A 13,727-nucleotide genomic window follows, 5' to 3' on the forward strand; every position below is an offset into this window, starting at 1 on the left:
CAGGAATTCCGGTAAAAGAGTCGCCTCGACGTTGAAACAATGAAAACATGTCACGCCCGGGCCGCATCGTCATCTCCCTCGCCATCGTCGTTGCCTTTGCTTCTGCATTGCCCGTCACCGCGGCTGCCAGCGATCCCGCCGGCACGCACTTCAGCGACCTGGCGCAGGTCACCGCCGCCAATGTCCGCCAGCTGAAACCCGCGTTCACGTTCGACGTGGGCGTGCAGCGCGGCCAGGAAGCGGCGCCGCTGGTCGTTGGCGACACCATGTATGTCGTGACCCCCTTCCCGAACTACCTGTATGCGCTGGACCTGCGCCAGAACGGTCGCCGCAAGTGGACGTTCGAGCCGCAGCCGGACGTGGGTGCAGAAGGCGCCGCGTGCTGCGATGCCGGCACCGCGGGCGTCGCCTATGACAATGGCCGTGTGTTCATGGTCACGCTCGACGGCCAGGCCATCGCCATCGATGCGGCGAGCGGCAAGGAACAGTGGCGCGCCAGGCTCGCCGACGTGGCGAAGGGCGAGACGGTGACGATGGCGCCGCTCGTCGTGCGCGGCAAGCTCCTGGTGGGGAACAGCGGTGCCGAATTCGGCGTGCGCGGCTGGCTCGCGGCGCTCGATGCCGCCACCGGCAGGGAAGCCTGGCGCGCCTACAGCACGGGGCCGGATGCCGATGTGCTGATCGGCGCCGATTTCAAACCCTATTATGAAACACAGCGCGGCCGCAACCTGGGCGTCACCTCGTGGCCGACCGATGGCTGGAAGACCGGCGGCGGCACGGTGTCCGGCACACTCTCGTACGACGCGGCGGCGGACCTGGTCTACTACGGCACCGCCAGTCCCGCGCCGCGCAACCCGGAGCAGCGCGCCGGCGACAACCAGTGGACGGCCGGGATCTTTGCCCGCCAGCCCGATACCGGCGCGGCGCGCTGGTTCTACCAATGGAGCCCGCACGACCTGCATGGCCATGACGGCACGAACGAAAACGTGCTGGTCGACCTGCGGGTCGGCGGCAGGCCGCGCAAGGTGCTGCTGCACCCGGACAGCAACGGCTACCTGTACGTGCTGGACCGCCTGAGCGGGCAGGTGCTGTCCGCCGATCCGTTCGTCGATGCCAACACGATCCAGCGCGTCGATCTGGTCACCGGCAAGCCGGTACGCAATCCCGGCAAGGACCTGCGGGTGGGCGAACCCACACGCCACGTCTGCCCCGGCGCGGCCGGTGCCAAGGGGCGGCAGCCGTCGGCCTGGTCGCCGCGCACGGGGCTGCTGTACATCCCGCACCAGCATGTCTGCGAGGATGTGTCGCCGTATGACGTGGCCTACATTGCCGGCACCCCATACCTGGGCGTCGACAGCGAGATGTACGCGGCGCCGAACCGTTCGCGCGGTGCGCTCACTGCATGGGACCCTCTGGCGCGCAAGCCCCGCTGGTCGGTTGCGGAACGCTTCCCCGTCGTGAGCGGCGCGCTGGCCACGGCCGGCGGCGTGGTCTTCTACGGCACAATGGATGGCTGGTTCAAGGCCGTGAACGCGGCGGACGGCAAGCCCCTGTGGCAGTACAAGGTCGCCTCCGGCGTCGTCGGCCAGCCGGTCACCTACCGGGGCCCGGACGGCCGGCAGTACGTGGCCGTGCTGGCCGGCGTGGGCGGCTGGGCCGGCGCCATCGTGTCGAACGAGCTGGATGCCCGCGATGGCACGGCGGCGCGTGGCTACGTGAACGCGATGAAGGATTTGCCCAGCTTTACGCGCAAGGGAGGAATGCTGTATGTCTTTGCGCTGTAGCCTGATGATCGCCCTCGCTTTACTGGTGGGCTGCGAGCGCGAGACGCGGCCGCTGTCGCCGCCGGCCGCGGCATCGATGCTGCCGGGCGGCGCGCCGGAAGGGATGCGCGATGCGGCGCCGGGCGGCCGCAGGACGCCGGCGCCGCAGGCCGCGCTGCCGCCGATGGCGAACCACTACGAAGACAACGCGTATGCCGTCAACCAGGGCAAGCGCCTGTACCGCGCCTACAACTGCAATGCCTGCCATGGCCAGGGTGGCGGCGGCATCGGTCCCGCGCTGATGGACCGGGAATGGCGCTACGGCGCCGATGCCGCCAGCGTCTTCGCCAGCATCGCCCATGGCCGCCCGCGCGGCATGCCGGCCTATGGCGCCCACGTGCCGGCCGAGCAGCTGTGGCAGCTGGCGGCCTACGTGCGCTCGATGAGCGGCCAGGTCAGGGCGGACGTGGCACCGTCGCGCGGCGACACGCTGCAGGCGTCGCCACCGGAAGGGCGGCGCGAGAAGCAGGTCCCGAAACAGGAAACACCCGCCACACTGGAGCCGAGCAAATGACGGGAACCGCAGTATCCACCCAGACCGCCGCCACCCAGCAGGTGCTGCAGAATGCGCTGCAGCCGGAAGGCCCGCAGGCGCAGGCGATCTTCGGCCTGTGGAACTTCACGCTGGCGCTGTGCACGGTGGTGTTCGCCGTGATCGTGCTGGCCTTCCTGTATGCGCTGTGGCGCGCGCCGCGCGGCCATGCCGGCACGGCGCCGGACCTGGGCTCGCTGGCCCGTCCCGAACGGCGCGTGCACGGCATCGTGCTGTGGGGGACCGTGATCTCGGCCGTCGGCCTCGTGATGCTGCTGGTGGCCGATGTGTGGACGGCCCGTGCGCTGGCCCGGCTGCCGCTGAAGGAGGCCGTCAACATCGAGCTGGTGGGCCATATGTGGTGGTGGGAAGCGCGCTACCTGAGCGACGATCCCACGCAGCGGTTCACGACGGCCAACGAGCTGCGGCTGCCGGTCGGCCGCCCCGTGCTGGTATCGCTGAAGAGCCGCGACGTGATCCACACGCTGTGGGTGCCGAACCTGGCGGGCAAGCGCGACATGATCCCCGGCCGCAGCACCACGATCGCACTGCAGGCGGACAGGCCGGGCGTGTACCGCGCCCAGTGCGCCGAGTTCTGCGGCCTGGAACACGCGCTGATGGCGCTGCCGGTCACGGCGCAGGCGCCGGCCGACTACGAACAATGGGCCGCCGCGCAGCGCAAGCCGTCCGTCGAACCGGATACCGACCGGCGCCGCCGCGGCCGGGATGTGTTCCTGGGCACCACCTGCGTGATGTGCCACACGGTGGCCGGCACTACGGCGCGCGGCACGCTGGGACCGGACCTGACGCACTTCGCCAGCCGCCCCACGCTGGCCGCCGGCGCGCTGAAGAACGACCGCGCCAACCTGCAGGCGTGGATCGTCGATCCGCAGCGCTTCAAGCCGGGCGCGAACATGCCCGCGCACCCGTTCCCGGCCGATGACATGACGGCACTGCTCGATTACCTGGAAAGCCTGAAATGACGCCGTCCACCAATGCACAACAACGCGAAGCCGAGCTGCTGGAGCAGTCCTGGCGCGATCCACCCGGCTGGTGGGGCTGGCTGTGCGCCGTCGACCACAAGGCCATCGCCGGGCGCTTCATCGTCACCACGTTCGTCTTCTTCGTCCTGGGCGGCATCCTGGCGCTGCTGATGCGGCTGCAGCTCGCGAAGCCGGACAGCAGGTTGATCAGCCCGGACATGTACAACCAGCTGTTCTCGATGCACGGCACCACCATGATGTTCCTGTTCGCCGTGCCGGTGATGCAGGCCGTGGCCCTGTGGCTGCTGCCGCTCATGCTGGGCAACCGCACGGTGGCGTTCCCGCGCATGAACGCCTTCAGCTACTGGATCTTCCTGTTCGGCGGCGTGATGATCTATGCCGCCTTCTTCGTCGGCATCGGGCCGGACACGGGCTGGTTCGCCTACGTGCCGCTGTCCGGCCCGGATTACTCGCCCGGCAAGCGCGTGGACTTCTGGGCGCAGATGATCACGTTCACGGAAACCTCCGCGCTGATGGGCGCCATCGTCATCATCGTCACGATCTTCAAGATGCGCGCGCCGGGCATGACGCTGAACCGCATGCCGCTGTTCGTGTGGACGATGCTGGTGCAGTCGTTCATGGTGCTGTTCGCCATGCCGGCCGTGATGCTGGCCAGTACCGCCCTGATCACGGATCGTCTCGTCGGCACGCAGTTCTACAACCCGGCCGAGGGCGGCGACGTGCTGCTGTGGCAGCACCTGTTCTGGTTCTTCGGCCACCCCGAGGTGTACCTGATCTTCATTCCGCCGCTGGGCTTCATCTCGTCCATCATCGCCACGTTCGCGCGGCGTCCCGTGGTGGGCTATCCGGCCATGATCCTGTCGCTGATCGCCACCGGCTTCCTGGCCTTCGGGCTGTGGGTGCACCACATGTTCGCCACCAACCTGCCGGAGCTGGGCAAGACGTTCTTCACGGCGGCCAGCCTCGTCATCGCCATCCCGACGGCCGTGCAGATCTTCTGCTGGATCGCCACCTTGTGGACGGGCCGCCTGAACCTGCGCACGCCCCTGCTGTTCGTGCTGGCCTTCTTCGTGATCCTGCTGTGCGGCGGTTTGACGGGCCTGATGCTGGCCTCCGTGTCGCTCGACACGCAGCTGCACGACACCTACTTCGTCGTGGCGCACCTGCACTACGTGCTGATGGGCGGCGCCGTGTTCCCGCTGTTCGGCGCGTTCTATTACTGGTATCCGAAATTCACCGGCAGGCTGCTGGACGAAACGCTCGGCAAATGGCACTTCTGGCTGTTCTTCGTCGGCTTCAACGTCGCGTTCTTCCCGATGCACGTGCTGGGCCTCGAAGGGATGCCGCGGCGCGTCTACACCTACCCGGCCGGCATGGGCTGGAGCGGCATGAACTTCGGCGCGACGGTGGGCGCGGTGATGATCGCCGCGAGCGTGCTGCTGTTCATCGTCAACGCGTGGCGCACCCGCCGGCATGGCGCCATTGCGGGAGCGGATCCCTGGGGCGCGGGCACGCTGGAGTGGGGCACGTCGTCGCCACCGCCAGCTGCCAACTTCGAGAAGCTGCCGGTGGTGCATGGACGCTACCCGCTCTGGCAAGCTGCGGCGCTCCCTGATCACGTGGCCGGCATCGATCCGGCACTGCGCGAAGTGCTGCTGACGAGCGTGACGGAGGCGCATCCCGAATCGCGCATGCTGTCGCCGTCGCACACGCCGTGGCCGTTCCTGACGGCGATCGCGACGACGGTGCTGTTCGTCGGCTCCATCTTCACGCCGTGGGCCGTGGTGTGGGCGATGATTCCGGTGGCGATCGGCGCCACGCTGTGGTTCTGGCCCGTGAAGAGCGAAAGCGACACGCGGCGCGAACGCGAGGTGGCACCATGAGCGACGAGCGCAAGGACCCGGGCGCGCTGCAGGTCGGCCACCTGCCCACCTTCGTGTTCGGCCACCGCAGCCCGATGTGGTGGGGTTCGATGGGCCTGATCGCCATCGAGTCCACCGTGTTCGGGCTGGCGATCATGATGTACTTCTACCTGCGCAGCCATGCGGACGTGTGGCCGATGACGCACAGCGGCGATGCGCCGGACCTGTTGTGGGGAACGCTGAACACGCTGGTGCTGCTGCTGTCGATGATCCCGAACGAGATCGCGCGGCGCGCCGCCTGCCGGATGGACCTGCGGCTGGTGCGCATCAACCTCGTGCTGTGCCTGCTGTTCTCGATCGCGTTCCTGGTGCTGCGCGGGTTCGAATTCACCACGCTGAACACGCGCTGGGACAGCGACGCCTACGGTTCCGCCGTGTGGATGCTCATGGGCCTGCACACGCTGCACCTGCTCACCGACACCTGGGATTCCGCCGTGCTGACGGTGCTGATGTTCACGGGTCCGATCGACGGCAAGCGCTTCGTCGATGTCAGCGAGAACGCGGTGTACTGGTACTTCGTGGTGGCGAGCTGGCTGCCGATCTATGCCACGGTCTATTTCGGCGCGAGGATCTGATGGCGCGCGTTCCACTGTGGCTGAGCGGATTCCCGAACTGGCCGGCGATGCTGGTGGCGCCGTCGCTCGCGCTGGGCAACCTGTCGGTGGTGTACGCGCTCGTGACGCCCTCCTGCGCGTTGCAGACTACCACGCTGCTGCATGTCCTCTCGGCGATTGCGGTGGTGCTGTGCGTGCTCCTGTCGCTGCCGCCGTTCCTCCGCTGGCGGCGGCGTGGCGGACACACGGGCTCCGACGATCCCGCCGTGCGCGACCGCTTCATGGCGCTCATCGCCTGGGTGGTCGGCGCGCTGTCCGCGTTCATGGTACTGGCGCAGTGGCTGCCGGTGTGGGTGCTGTCGCCATGCTTCGCCTGAAAAGTTGCCTGAAAAATGGGGTCTGTCCCTATTTTCTGCTGGCGGCGCCGGTCCAGGCCCACGTCATCACGACCGGGCAGCCGGCCCCTTTGAGCTGGGGCGCGGAGCCGTGGGTGCTGGCCTGCCTGCTGCTGTCGCTGGGCTTCTACATCGCCGGGCTGCTGAAGCTCTGGCCCCGCCAGGCGCTGGGCAGGAAGGCCATCCTGGTCCGGGCCGGCTGGTTCGCGGCCGGCTGGCTGGCGATGGTGGCCGCGCTGGTGTCGCCGCTCGATCCGGCCGGCTCGATGATGTTCTCGGCGCACATGGTGCAGCACGAGCTGCTGATGATCGTGGCCGCGCCGCTGCTGGTGATGGGCCAGCCGTTCGGGCCTTGGCTATGGGCGTTGCCGGCGGCGTGGCGCAAGGGTGTCGGCCGCGCCGTGCACTGGCGGCCGTGGGCGGCGGTGTGGGACTTCATCACGCTGCCATTGCCCGCCTGGCTTGTCCACTTCGCCGCGCTGTGGGTGTGGCACGCGCCGCCGCTGTTCCAGGCCGCGCTGCGCAGCGAGACGGTGCACGCCTGGCAGCACGCCAGCTTCCTGTTCCCGGCACTGCTGTTCTGGTGGGCCGTGCTGGGGGCGCGCGGGCCGAAGCTGGGGCCCGCGCTCGTCTACCTGTTCACGACCATGATGCACACGGGCGCACTGGGGGCGCTGTTCGCCATGTCCGCCACCGTGTGGTATCCGGCCTACGGCGACGGGCCGCTGGCGTTCGGCCTCACGCCGGTGGAAGATCAGCAGCTCGGTGGCCTGATCATGTGGGTGCCCGGCGGCCTCGCTTACGTGATTGCCGGGCTGGTGCTGTGCCTGCGCTGGCTGACGCCTTCCGTGGCGACTAGAAATGCCGCGACAGGTAGTTCGCCCCTGAATCCGGAAAGATCGTCACGACCCGTCCCGTGATGCGCGGCAGCAGCTGCGCGATGCCGGCCGTGACGCAGCCGGACGAGCCGCCGGCCAGGATGCCTTCCTCGCGCGCCAGGCGGTGCAGGTACGAGAGCGCATCGTCGTCGTTCACGCGGATCACATCGTCGACCACGCTGGCATCGAAGGAGGCGGCCACCTTGCGCTTGCCCACGCCTTCCAGCGCGGTGCGGAATTCCCCTTCGTCCGCTTCGCCCGTGACGGCTTCCCGATAGGCGGAGTGGGGCGGCTCGACGCCGATCACGATGATGTTGGGGTTGCGGTCCTTCAGGAAGCGCCCGACGCCGGAGATCGTGCCGCCCGAGCCGATGCCGCACACGAAGTAGTCGATGCGGCCGTCCAGCTGGAACCACATCTCCGGCGCGGTATCGGTATAGTGGGCATTGCGGTTCAGGCCGGAGCGGTACTGGTCCAGGTGCAGCGCGCCCTGTTCGGCGGCGATGCGGGTGGCGAGGCTCTGGTAGCTGTCCGCGTGCGCTTCCGGCAGGCTGGCATCGCAGACATGCACCGTGGCGCCGTACGCCTCGATGCGCTTGATCTTTTCCGGACTGGTGCGGTCGGGCACCGTCACGTCGCAGCGCAGGCCCTGCACGGCGGCGGCCATCGCCAGCGCAGCGCCCGTGTTGCCGGACGAGCTCTCGACCACGTGGGTGACGCCCTCGGGGCGATGGCGCAGCATGTAGCGCACCATGCGGTCCTTGATGCTGCCGCCCGGGTTCATGAACTCCAGCTTGGCCACCACGTCATGCCCGCCGAAGAGGCGGCCGAGCTGCACGACGGGCGTGTTCCCGATTGCGTCCAGCACGGAACCACGGATCTGGGACGAATATTGAAAAGCAGTCATCGCTACTCCTCGTTTATTGTTCTCGCTGACGAAAAGGCTATCAGCTTTGTATCCGGGGTAGCGCCCGCTTGCATGCGGATGCAGGAAGGCCGTTGACGTTCAGGCAAGGACTGGCCCTGGCGCAGCCGGCGCGCACAAGCTGCGTTAGAATGGCCGGTTTCGGCATTCCTGAGGTAAGCGCAATGAAATGGGCCGTCATCGGTTTTTATATCTTGTCCGTGCTGCACATCCACTTCCGCGGCAAGGTGCGGCTGCCGATCGGCCGCCAGCTGTTCGACCACTCGTCGTTCATGGCGCCGATTAACATCTTCATGCACTTCTTCTCGCGGGTACCATCCACGCCCTACCTGCCCGTCGCCGAGTTCAAGGACCTGGTGCCGCTGCAGCAGAACTGGCAGGTGATCCGTGAAGAGGCCGAAAACCTGATTCGGCTGCAGAAGATCAAGGCGTCGGAGAAGAACGACGATGCCGGCTTCAATTCCTTCTTCAAGGCCGGCTGGAAGCGCTTCTACCTGAAGTGGTATAACGCCAGCCACCCGTCCGCGGCCGAGCTGTGCCCGCGCACCTATGCGCTGCTGCAGGCGATTCCGTCCGTGAAGGCCGCCATGTTCGCCGAGCTGCCGCCGGGCGGCAAGCTCAATATCCACCGCGATCCGTTCGCCGGCTCGCTGCGCTACCACCTGGGCCTGGCCACGCCGAACGACGACCGCTGCTTCATCGATGTCGATGGCGTGAAGCAGAGCTGGCGCGATGGCGAGGGTTTCATTTTCGACGAGACCTACCTGCACTGGGCCATCAACGGCAGCGAGGGCGACCGCATCATCCTGTTCTGCGACGTGGAACGCCCGATGCGCTACCGCTGGGCGCAGGCCGTGAACCGCTTCCTGGGCCGCACGATGATGACGGCCGCCGCCTCGCCGAACGAGACGGGCGACCAGGTGGGACTGGTGTCGAAGCTGTTCCGGGTGTCGTACTACGCGGGCATTTACCGCCGCCGGTTCAAGGCGTGGAACAAGACCGTGTACAAGATCACCAAGGTGGCGCTGATCGTGGCCGTTGCGGCGCTGATCTACTACATTTGATTGGATGGGGGAGAGCGGTGCCGGATGTCGCGTTGGCGGCGGCGCACCGGGGTCTGACCATAGCGCCCGGGACCTTTGCCCTCGTTGTTAACGGGATCGCGGGTCTGACTCCAGCCGTTTGCCGGCGTCATCGAAACGCTGGTCAAAGGCTGGGGTCAGACCCGCGATCATTTGATCGACCGGGATGACCGCGGCGCTATGGGTCAGACCCTGTAGCTCGCCAGCCGCGGGCGGACCCGAGCTCAATGATGTCAGACACCACGCAGCCGCCGATGGCACGTTGACGGCGGCGCACCGGGGTCTGACCCACAGCGCCCGGGACCTTTGCCACGTTGTTAACGGGATCGCGGGTCTGACCCCAGCCGTTTGCCGGCGTCGTCGAAACGCTGGTCAAAGGCTGGGGTCAGACCCGCGATCATTTGATCGACCGGGATGACCGTCAGCGGCGCTATGGGTCAGACCCCGTAGCTCGCCAGCCGCGGTCAGCCCCCGTAGCTCTCCAGCCGCGGGCAGACCCCGTAGCGCGCCAGCGCGGGCAGACCCGCAGCTCGGCGGCGGCGGGCAGTCAGCCCGCAGCCCACCGCATCAACTCAATCCTCGCCCAGCAGCACCTTGTCAGGCGTCATCGGCGTGCTGCGCAGGCGCCTGCCGGTGGCATGCCAGATGGCGTTGCTGACGGCGGCCGACACGCCCACCAGCCCGATCTCGCCGACGCCTTTCGCGCCCAGCCGGCTGACGATCCGGTCATCCTCTTCCGCGAAGATCACGTCCAGCGCGTGGATGTCGGCATTGACCGGCACGTGGTACTCGGAGAAGTTGTGGTTCATGAAGCGGCCCAGCCTGTGGTCCGTGTAGCTTTCCTCATGCAGCGCCTGGCTGATGCCCCATACCACGCCGCCCACGATCTGGCTGGTGGCCGTCTTGGTGTTCATGATGCGGCCGGCGGCGATAGCGCTCGTCACGCGCGTCACGCGTACCGTGCCCGTCTCCTCGTCCACGCGCACTTCCACGAACACGGCGGAGTGCGTGAGGCGGCGATACTTGCGCTGCTTGAGCATGTTCGGCAGCATCAGGTACTTTTCCTCCAGCCGCACCATGCCGGCATCGTTCAGGATCGCCGTCAGCGCCATGCCGGTGGCCGGCGAGCGCTTCAGCCGCAGCATGCCGGCCACGAATTCCACGTCCTTGAACTTGGCGTCCTCGAACGGCGAGCCGGCGACCTTCTTCGCGTGCTTGAACAGCGTCTTCTGCAGCTTCTCGCACACGCCCGCCACGGCCGAACCGACGGTGGCCACGTGCGACGAACCACCTTCGATCGGCGCCACCGGCAGGGTGGAGTCGCCCAGCTGGAACGTCACGTCCTCCAGCGGCATGCCCATCGCCTCGGCGGCGATCATGCCCATCACCGTGTACGTGCCGGTGCCGATGTCGGTGGCGGCGCTGGAGACCACCAGCTTGCCGTCCGCATGCAGCACGGCGCTGGCGCGGGCGAACATCTGCATCGCATCCCACACGCCGGTGGCCATGCCCCAGCCGATCCACTCCGTGCCTTCCTTGCGCGAACGGGGTTCCAGCGGACGCTGGTCCCAGCCGAACTTCTTCGCACCCAGCTCGTAGCATTCGCGCAGCGCCTTGCTGGAGAACGGCTTGTCCTCGACGGGGGCGCGCTCCGCGTAGTTCTTCAGGCGCAGCGCCAGCGGGTCCATCTTCAGCTCGTACGCCAGTTCGTCCATCGCCACTTCCAGGGCGTGCACGCCGTGCGCCGCGCCCGGCGCGCGCATGTCGATTGGCGTGTACTGGTCGAGTTTCACGAGCTTGTAATCGAGCTTGATGTTGTCGCACTTGTAGAGCAGGCCGGACCAGTTGACGACGACTTCCACGTAGTCCTCGATCGGCGACGTTTCGGCGATCGCCTGGTGCCAGATGGCGCGCAGCGTGCCGTCCTGTTCGGCGGCCAGCTTGACGCGCTGCACCGTCTCGGGCCGGTGGCCGAAGGTGAACATCTGCTGGCGCGTGAGCACCACGCGCACCGAGCGCTTCAGGTGCAGGGCGCCCATCACGGCCAGCGTCAGCTGGTACTGGGGACGCAGGCCGGAACCGAACGCACCGCCCACGTACGGATTGCGCACGGTGACCTTGTCTTTCGACAGGCCGAACGCATGCGACACGTACCAGCGGCTGTTCTGCGAGCTCTGCGTCTTGTCGTAGATGGTGAGGTGGCCGTCTTCATCGCGGATGACCGTCGAGGCGAACAGCTCCATCGGATTGTGGTGTTCCACGCCGCTGTAGAACTGCGCATCGATCTTCACCGGCGCGGCGTCGTACGCGGCATCGGTGTCGCCCTTTTCGTCCGGCGGCGGCTCGTAGCCGGCCTTCAGCGGCTTCGGCTTGTAGGCCCGGTCCAGGTGCGACATCAGCGCCGTTTCATGCGGCTCCTCGGCGATCTCGAAGGTCACGAGCGAGGCCGCATAGCGCGCCGCTTCGAAGGTCTCCGCCACCACCAGTGCCAGGGGCTCGCCGCTGTACATGATGCGGTCCGTGTGCAGCGGCTTGAATGGCGAGCCGGCCGGCGCCGTCATGTCCTTCCAGGCGATGTCGAAGGAGCGGATCTTCGGGCGGTTGGCGTGGGTCAGCACGTCGATCACGCCCGGCACGGCCATGGCGGCGCTGGTGTCGAGCGAGACGATGCGGCCCTTGGCGGCCGGCGAGCTGACGACCACGCCATAGGCCAGGTCTGTGGCCGGGTATTCGGCGGCGTACTGCGCCTGGCCGGTGACCTTGGCGCGGCCGTCCACGCGCGAGACGGGCGTGCCGGTGCGCACCTGGCCCGTGCCGGCGTCCGCGGACGGGGCGCGCAGTGCTGGGATCAGATCGGTCATTGGGTTCCTCCATCGTTTTCAAGGATGGTTTGATTGGTTCGGGTGCCCTCGGCCGCCACGGTCAGTGCGCGCACGATCGTGTTGCGGGCCAGGGGAATCTTGAAGTCGTTGGCGCCGCGGCCCAGCGCGCCGGCCAGCAGCGCGTCGGCCACCTGGCCGAACACGGCCTCGCCGGGCAGGGCGCCGACCAGCAGCGCCTCCGCTTCCGGCTTGCGCCATGGCTTGTGCGCGACGCCGCCCAGCGCGATGCGGGCAGCGGCGATGCGGCCGTCGGCACCGATGTCCAGCGCAGCGGCCACCGAGACCAGTGCGAACGCATACGACAGGCGCTCGCGGATCTTCAGGTAGGCGGAGTGCTGGATGAACTGTGAAGCATCGGGCAGTTCGATGCCGGTGATGAGTTCATCGGCGGCCAGCGTGGTGTCGATGTCCGGACGGTCGCCCGGCAGGCGGTGGAATTCCGCGAACGGGATGCTGCGCTTGCCGCGCGACGATTCCACGTGCACCACGGCTTCCAGCGCGGCGAGGGCCACGCACATGTCGGAAGGGTGCGTGGCGATGCAGTCCTCGCTGGTGCCCAGGATGGCGTGCTGGCGCGTGATGCCGCCATTGGCGGAGCAGCCGCTGCCCGGCTCGCGCTTGTTGCACGGCGTGGCCACGTCATAGAAGTACCAGCAGCGCGTACGCTGCAGCAGGTTGCCGCCGTTGCTGGCCATATTGCGCAGCTGCGGCGACGCGCCGGCCAGGATCGCGGCCGCCAGCAGCGGGTAGCGCTCTTCGACGATCGGGTGGTACGCCGTGTCGGCATTGCGGGCGAGGGCGCCCAGCAGCAGGCCGCCCTCGGGCGTCGCTTCGATCCTGTCGAGCGGCAGGCGGTTGATGTCGACCAGGTGCGGCACGCGCTGCACGCCTTCCTTCATCAGGTCGAGGATATTCGTGCCGCCGGCGATGAAGCGGATTTCTTGTTGATTCGCGACGCCGGTAGCGCTGTCATTTCCCGCGATGGCCTGCAGCGCGGCGCCGACTTCGGTCGGACGGTCGTAGGCGAACGGGTTCATGCTGGCACCGTGCCGATGGTGATGGCGTGTTCGGCGTTCTCGCTGTCCGGCGCGATGCCGGCCACTTGCGAGACGGCGCGCAGGATCTGCGGGTACGCGCCGCAGCGGCACACGTTCCCGCTCATCAGCTCGCGCACATCGGCCGAACATCGGGCGCGGCCTTCGCTGATCAGGCCCACGGCCGAGCAGATCTGGCCCGGCGTGCAGTAGCCGCACTGGAAGGCATCCTGCTCGATGAACGCCTGTTGCAGCGGATGCAGCTGGTCGCCCTTGGCGAGACCCTCGATCGTCTGCACCTCGCGGCCGTCGTTCATCACGGCCAGCGTCATGCAGGAGTTGATGCGGCGGCCATCCACCAGCACGGTGCAGGCACCGCACTGGCCGTGGTCGCAGCCTTTCTTGGTGCCGGTCAGTCCCATGCGCTCGCGCAGCAGATCGAGCAGGGTGACCCAGGCTTCCACTTCCATGGTGTGCTGTTGGCCGTTGACGGTGATCGTCAGCGGGCAGCGCGCGGGAGCTTGCATGATGGCCCTTTTAATATCAGTGTTAAAAGAGCCACGGTAACGTGTCACATGGAAGCACTGCCGTGCGTTCGCCAACATAGCGCGGGAAATATGGCAGGGTCGTGCAGACAGCGCCCATAAAAAAGCCCGCGGCTTGCGCTGCGGGCTCGAGGGTAGTGCTGAGTATTGT

General features: G+C 67.5%; 12 protein-coding genes. 8 read left to right on the forward strand and 4 right to left on the reverse strand.

Annotated features, from left to right (window positions below; all coding sequences use genetic code 11):
• Positions 1 to 47: 47 nt before the first annotated feature.
• The 7 genes from IP91_RS15425 to IP91_RS15455 all read left to right on the forward strand — a co-directional run bounded on the left by IP91_RS15425 (position 48) and on the right by IP91_RS15455 (position 7,150).
• Positions 48 to 1,784 (forward strand): PQQ-dependent dehydrogenase, methanol/ethanol family, encoded by a 1,737-nt coding sequence (locus IP91_RS15425; protein ID WP_145649973.1) that lies wholly within the window; start codon positions 48 to 50, stop codon positions 1,782 to 1,784.
• Positions 1,768 to 2,337 carry a c-type cytochrome gene (locus IP91_RS15430; RefSeq protein ID WP_145649974.1) on the forward strand — a complete coding sequence of 190 codons (570 nt, stop codon included), beginning with the start codon at positions 1,768 to 1,770 and terminating at the stop codon, positions 2,335 to 2,337. The genes IP91_RS15425 and IP91_RS15430 overlap by 17 nt, the downstream gene beginning before the upstream one ends.
• Positions 2,334 to 3,338 carry a cytochrome c oxidase subunit II gene (gene coxB / locus IP91_RS15435; RefSeq protein ID WP_229474490.1) on the forward strand — a complete coding sequence of 335 codons (1,005 nt, stop codon included), beginning with the start codon at positions 2,334 to 2,336 and terminating at the stop codon, positions 3,336 to 3,338. Before IP91_RS15430 ends, coxB begins: the two co-directional genes overlap by 4 nt.
• On the forward strand, positions 3,335 to 5,242 hold the full coding sequence (ctaD, locus tag IP91_RS15440) for a cytochrome c oxidase subunit I (protein WP_145649975.1): 1,908 nt from the start codon (positions 3,335 to 3,337) through the stop codon (positions 5,240 to 5,242). The genes coxB and ctaD overlap by 4 nt, the downstream gene beginning before the upstream one ends.
• A complete protein-coding gene (locus IP91_RS15445) occupies positions 5,239 to 5,856 on the forward strand; it encodes a cytochrome c oxidase subunit 3 (RefSeq protein WP_145649976.1) in 618 nt (205 codons plus the stop codon). The genes ctaD and IP91_RS15445 overlap by 4 nt, the downstream gene beginning before the upstream one ends.
• Complete coding sequence (locus IP91_RS15450; RefSeq protein WP_145649977.1) at positions 5,856 to 6,212, forward strand: hypothetical protein; 357 nt, start codon at positions 5,856 to 5,858, stop codon at positions 6,210 to 6,212. The genes IP91_RS15445 and IP91_RS15450 overlap by 1 nt, the downstream gene beginning before the upstream one ends.
• 89 nt (positions 6,213 to 6,301) lie before the next feature.
• Positions 6,302 to 7,150, forward strand: a complete 849-nt coding sequence (locus tag IP91_RS15455) for a cytochrome c oxidase assembly protein (RefSeq protein ID WP_229474492.1) — start codon at positions 6,302 to 6,304, stop codon at positions 7,148 to 7,150.
• On the opposite strand, the gene IP91_RS15460 is transcribed toward IP91_RS15455, so the two are convergent.
• Positions 7,086 to 8,015, reverse strand: a complete 930-nt coding sequence (locus tag IP91_RS15460) for a PLP-dependent cysteine synthase family protein (protein ID WP_229474494.1) — start codon at positions 8,013 to 8,015, stop codon at positions 7,086 to 7,088. The two genes, IP91_RS15455 and IP91_RS15460, sit on opposite strands and share 65 nt — an antisense overlap.
• Positions 8,016 to 8,197: 182 nt before the next feature.
• Here IP91_RS15460 and lpxO point away from each other — a divergent pair, with 182 nt between their 5' ends.
• On the forward strand, positions 8,198 to 9,097 hold the full coding sequence (gene lpxO, locus IP91_RS15465; protein ID WP_145649979.1) for a lipid A hydroxylase LpxO: 900 nt from the start codon (positions 8,198 to 8,200) through the stop codon (positions 9,095 to 9,097).
• 590 nt (positions 9,098 to 9,687) lie between these two features.
• On the opposite strand, the gene IP91_RS15470 is transcribed toward lpxO, so the two are convergent.
• The 3 genes from IP91_RS15470 to IP91_RS15480 are packed head-to-tail and all read right to left on the reverse strand — an operon-like array spanning position 9,688 to position 13,558.
• Positions 9,688 to 11,976 (reverse strand): xanthine dehydrogenase family protein molybdopterin-binding subunit, encoded by a 2,289-nt coding sequence (locus tag IP91_RS15470; protein ID WP_145649980.1) that lies wholly within the window; start codon positions 11,974 to 11,976, stop codon positions 9,688 to 9,690.
• Positions 11,973 to 13,034, reverse strand: coding sequence for an FAD binding domain-containing protein (locus IP91_RS15475; RefSeq protein WP_145649981.1), 1,062 nt, complete (start codon positions 13,032 to 13,034; stop codon positions 11,973 to 11,975). The genes IP91_RS15470 and IP91_RS15475 overlap by 4 nt, the downstream gene beginning before the upstream one ends.
• Entirely contained in the window at positions 13,031 to 13,558 is a 528-nt protein-coding gene (locus IP91_RS15480) for a (2Fe-2S)-binding protein (RefSeq protein WP_145649982.1), read from the reverse strand. Before IP91_RS15480 ends, IP91_RS15475 begins: the two co-directional genes overlap by 4 nt.
• Between the last annotated feature and the right edge of the window lie 169 nt (positions 13,559 to 13,727).

The organism is Pseudoduganella lurida (assembly GCF_007830455.1).
GTDB classification, from domain to species: domain Bacteria; phylum Pseudomonadota; class Gammaproteobacteria; order Burkholderiales; family Burkholderiaceae_D; genus Rugamonas; species Rugamonas lurida.

Coding starts and splice junctions, on each gene's coding strand:
- IP91_RS15475 (WP_145649981.1), bottom strand. CDS start 13,034: ATGAACCCGTTCGCCTACGACCGTCCGACCGAAGTCGGCGCCGCGCTG.
- lpxO (WP_145649979.1), top strand. CDS start 8,198: ATGAAATGGGCCGTCATCGGTTTTTATATCTTGTCCGTGCTGCACATC.
- IP91_RS15425 (WP_145649973.1), top strand. CDS start 48: ATGTCACGCCCGGGCCGCATCGTCATCTCCCTCGCCATCGTCGTTGCC.
- IP91_RS15445 (WP_145649976.1), top strand. CDS start 5,239: ATGAGCGACGAGCGCAAGGACCCGGGCGCGCTGCAGGTCGGCCACCTG.
- coxB (WP_229474490.1), top strand. CDS start 2,334: ATGACGGGAACCGCAGTATCCACCCAGACCGCCGCCACCCAGCAGGTG.
- IP91_RS15450 (WP_145649977.1), top strand. CDS start 5,856: ATGGCGCGCGTTCCACTGTGGCTGAGCGGATTCCCGAACTGGCCGGCG.
- IP91_RS15460 (WP_229474494.1), bottom strand. CDS start 8,015: ATGACTGCTTTTCAATATTCGTCCCAGATCCGTGGTTCCGTGCTGGAC.
- IP91_RS15470 (WP_145649980.1), bottom strand. CDS start 11,976: ATGACCGATCTGATCCCAGCACTGCGCGCCCCGTCCGCGGACGCCGGC.
- IP91_RS15430 (WP_145649974.1), top strand. CDS start 1,768: ATGTCTTTGCGCTGTAGCCTGATGATCGCCCTCGCTTTACTGGTGGGC.
- ctaD (WP_145649975.1), top strand. CDS start 3,335: ATGACGCCGTCCACCAATGCACAACAACGCGAAGCCGAGCTGCTGGAG.
- IP91_RS15480 (WP_145649982.1), bottom strand. CDS start 13,558: ATGCAAGCTCCCGCGCGCTGCCCGCTGACGATCACCGTCAACGGCCAA.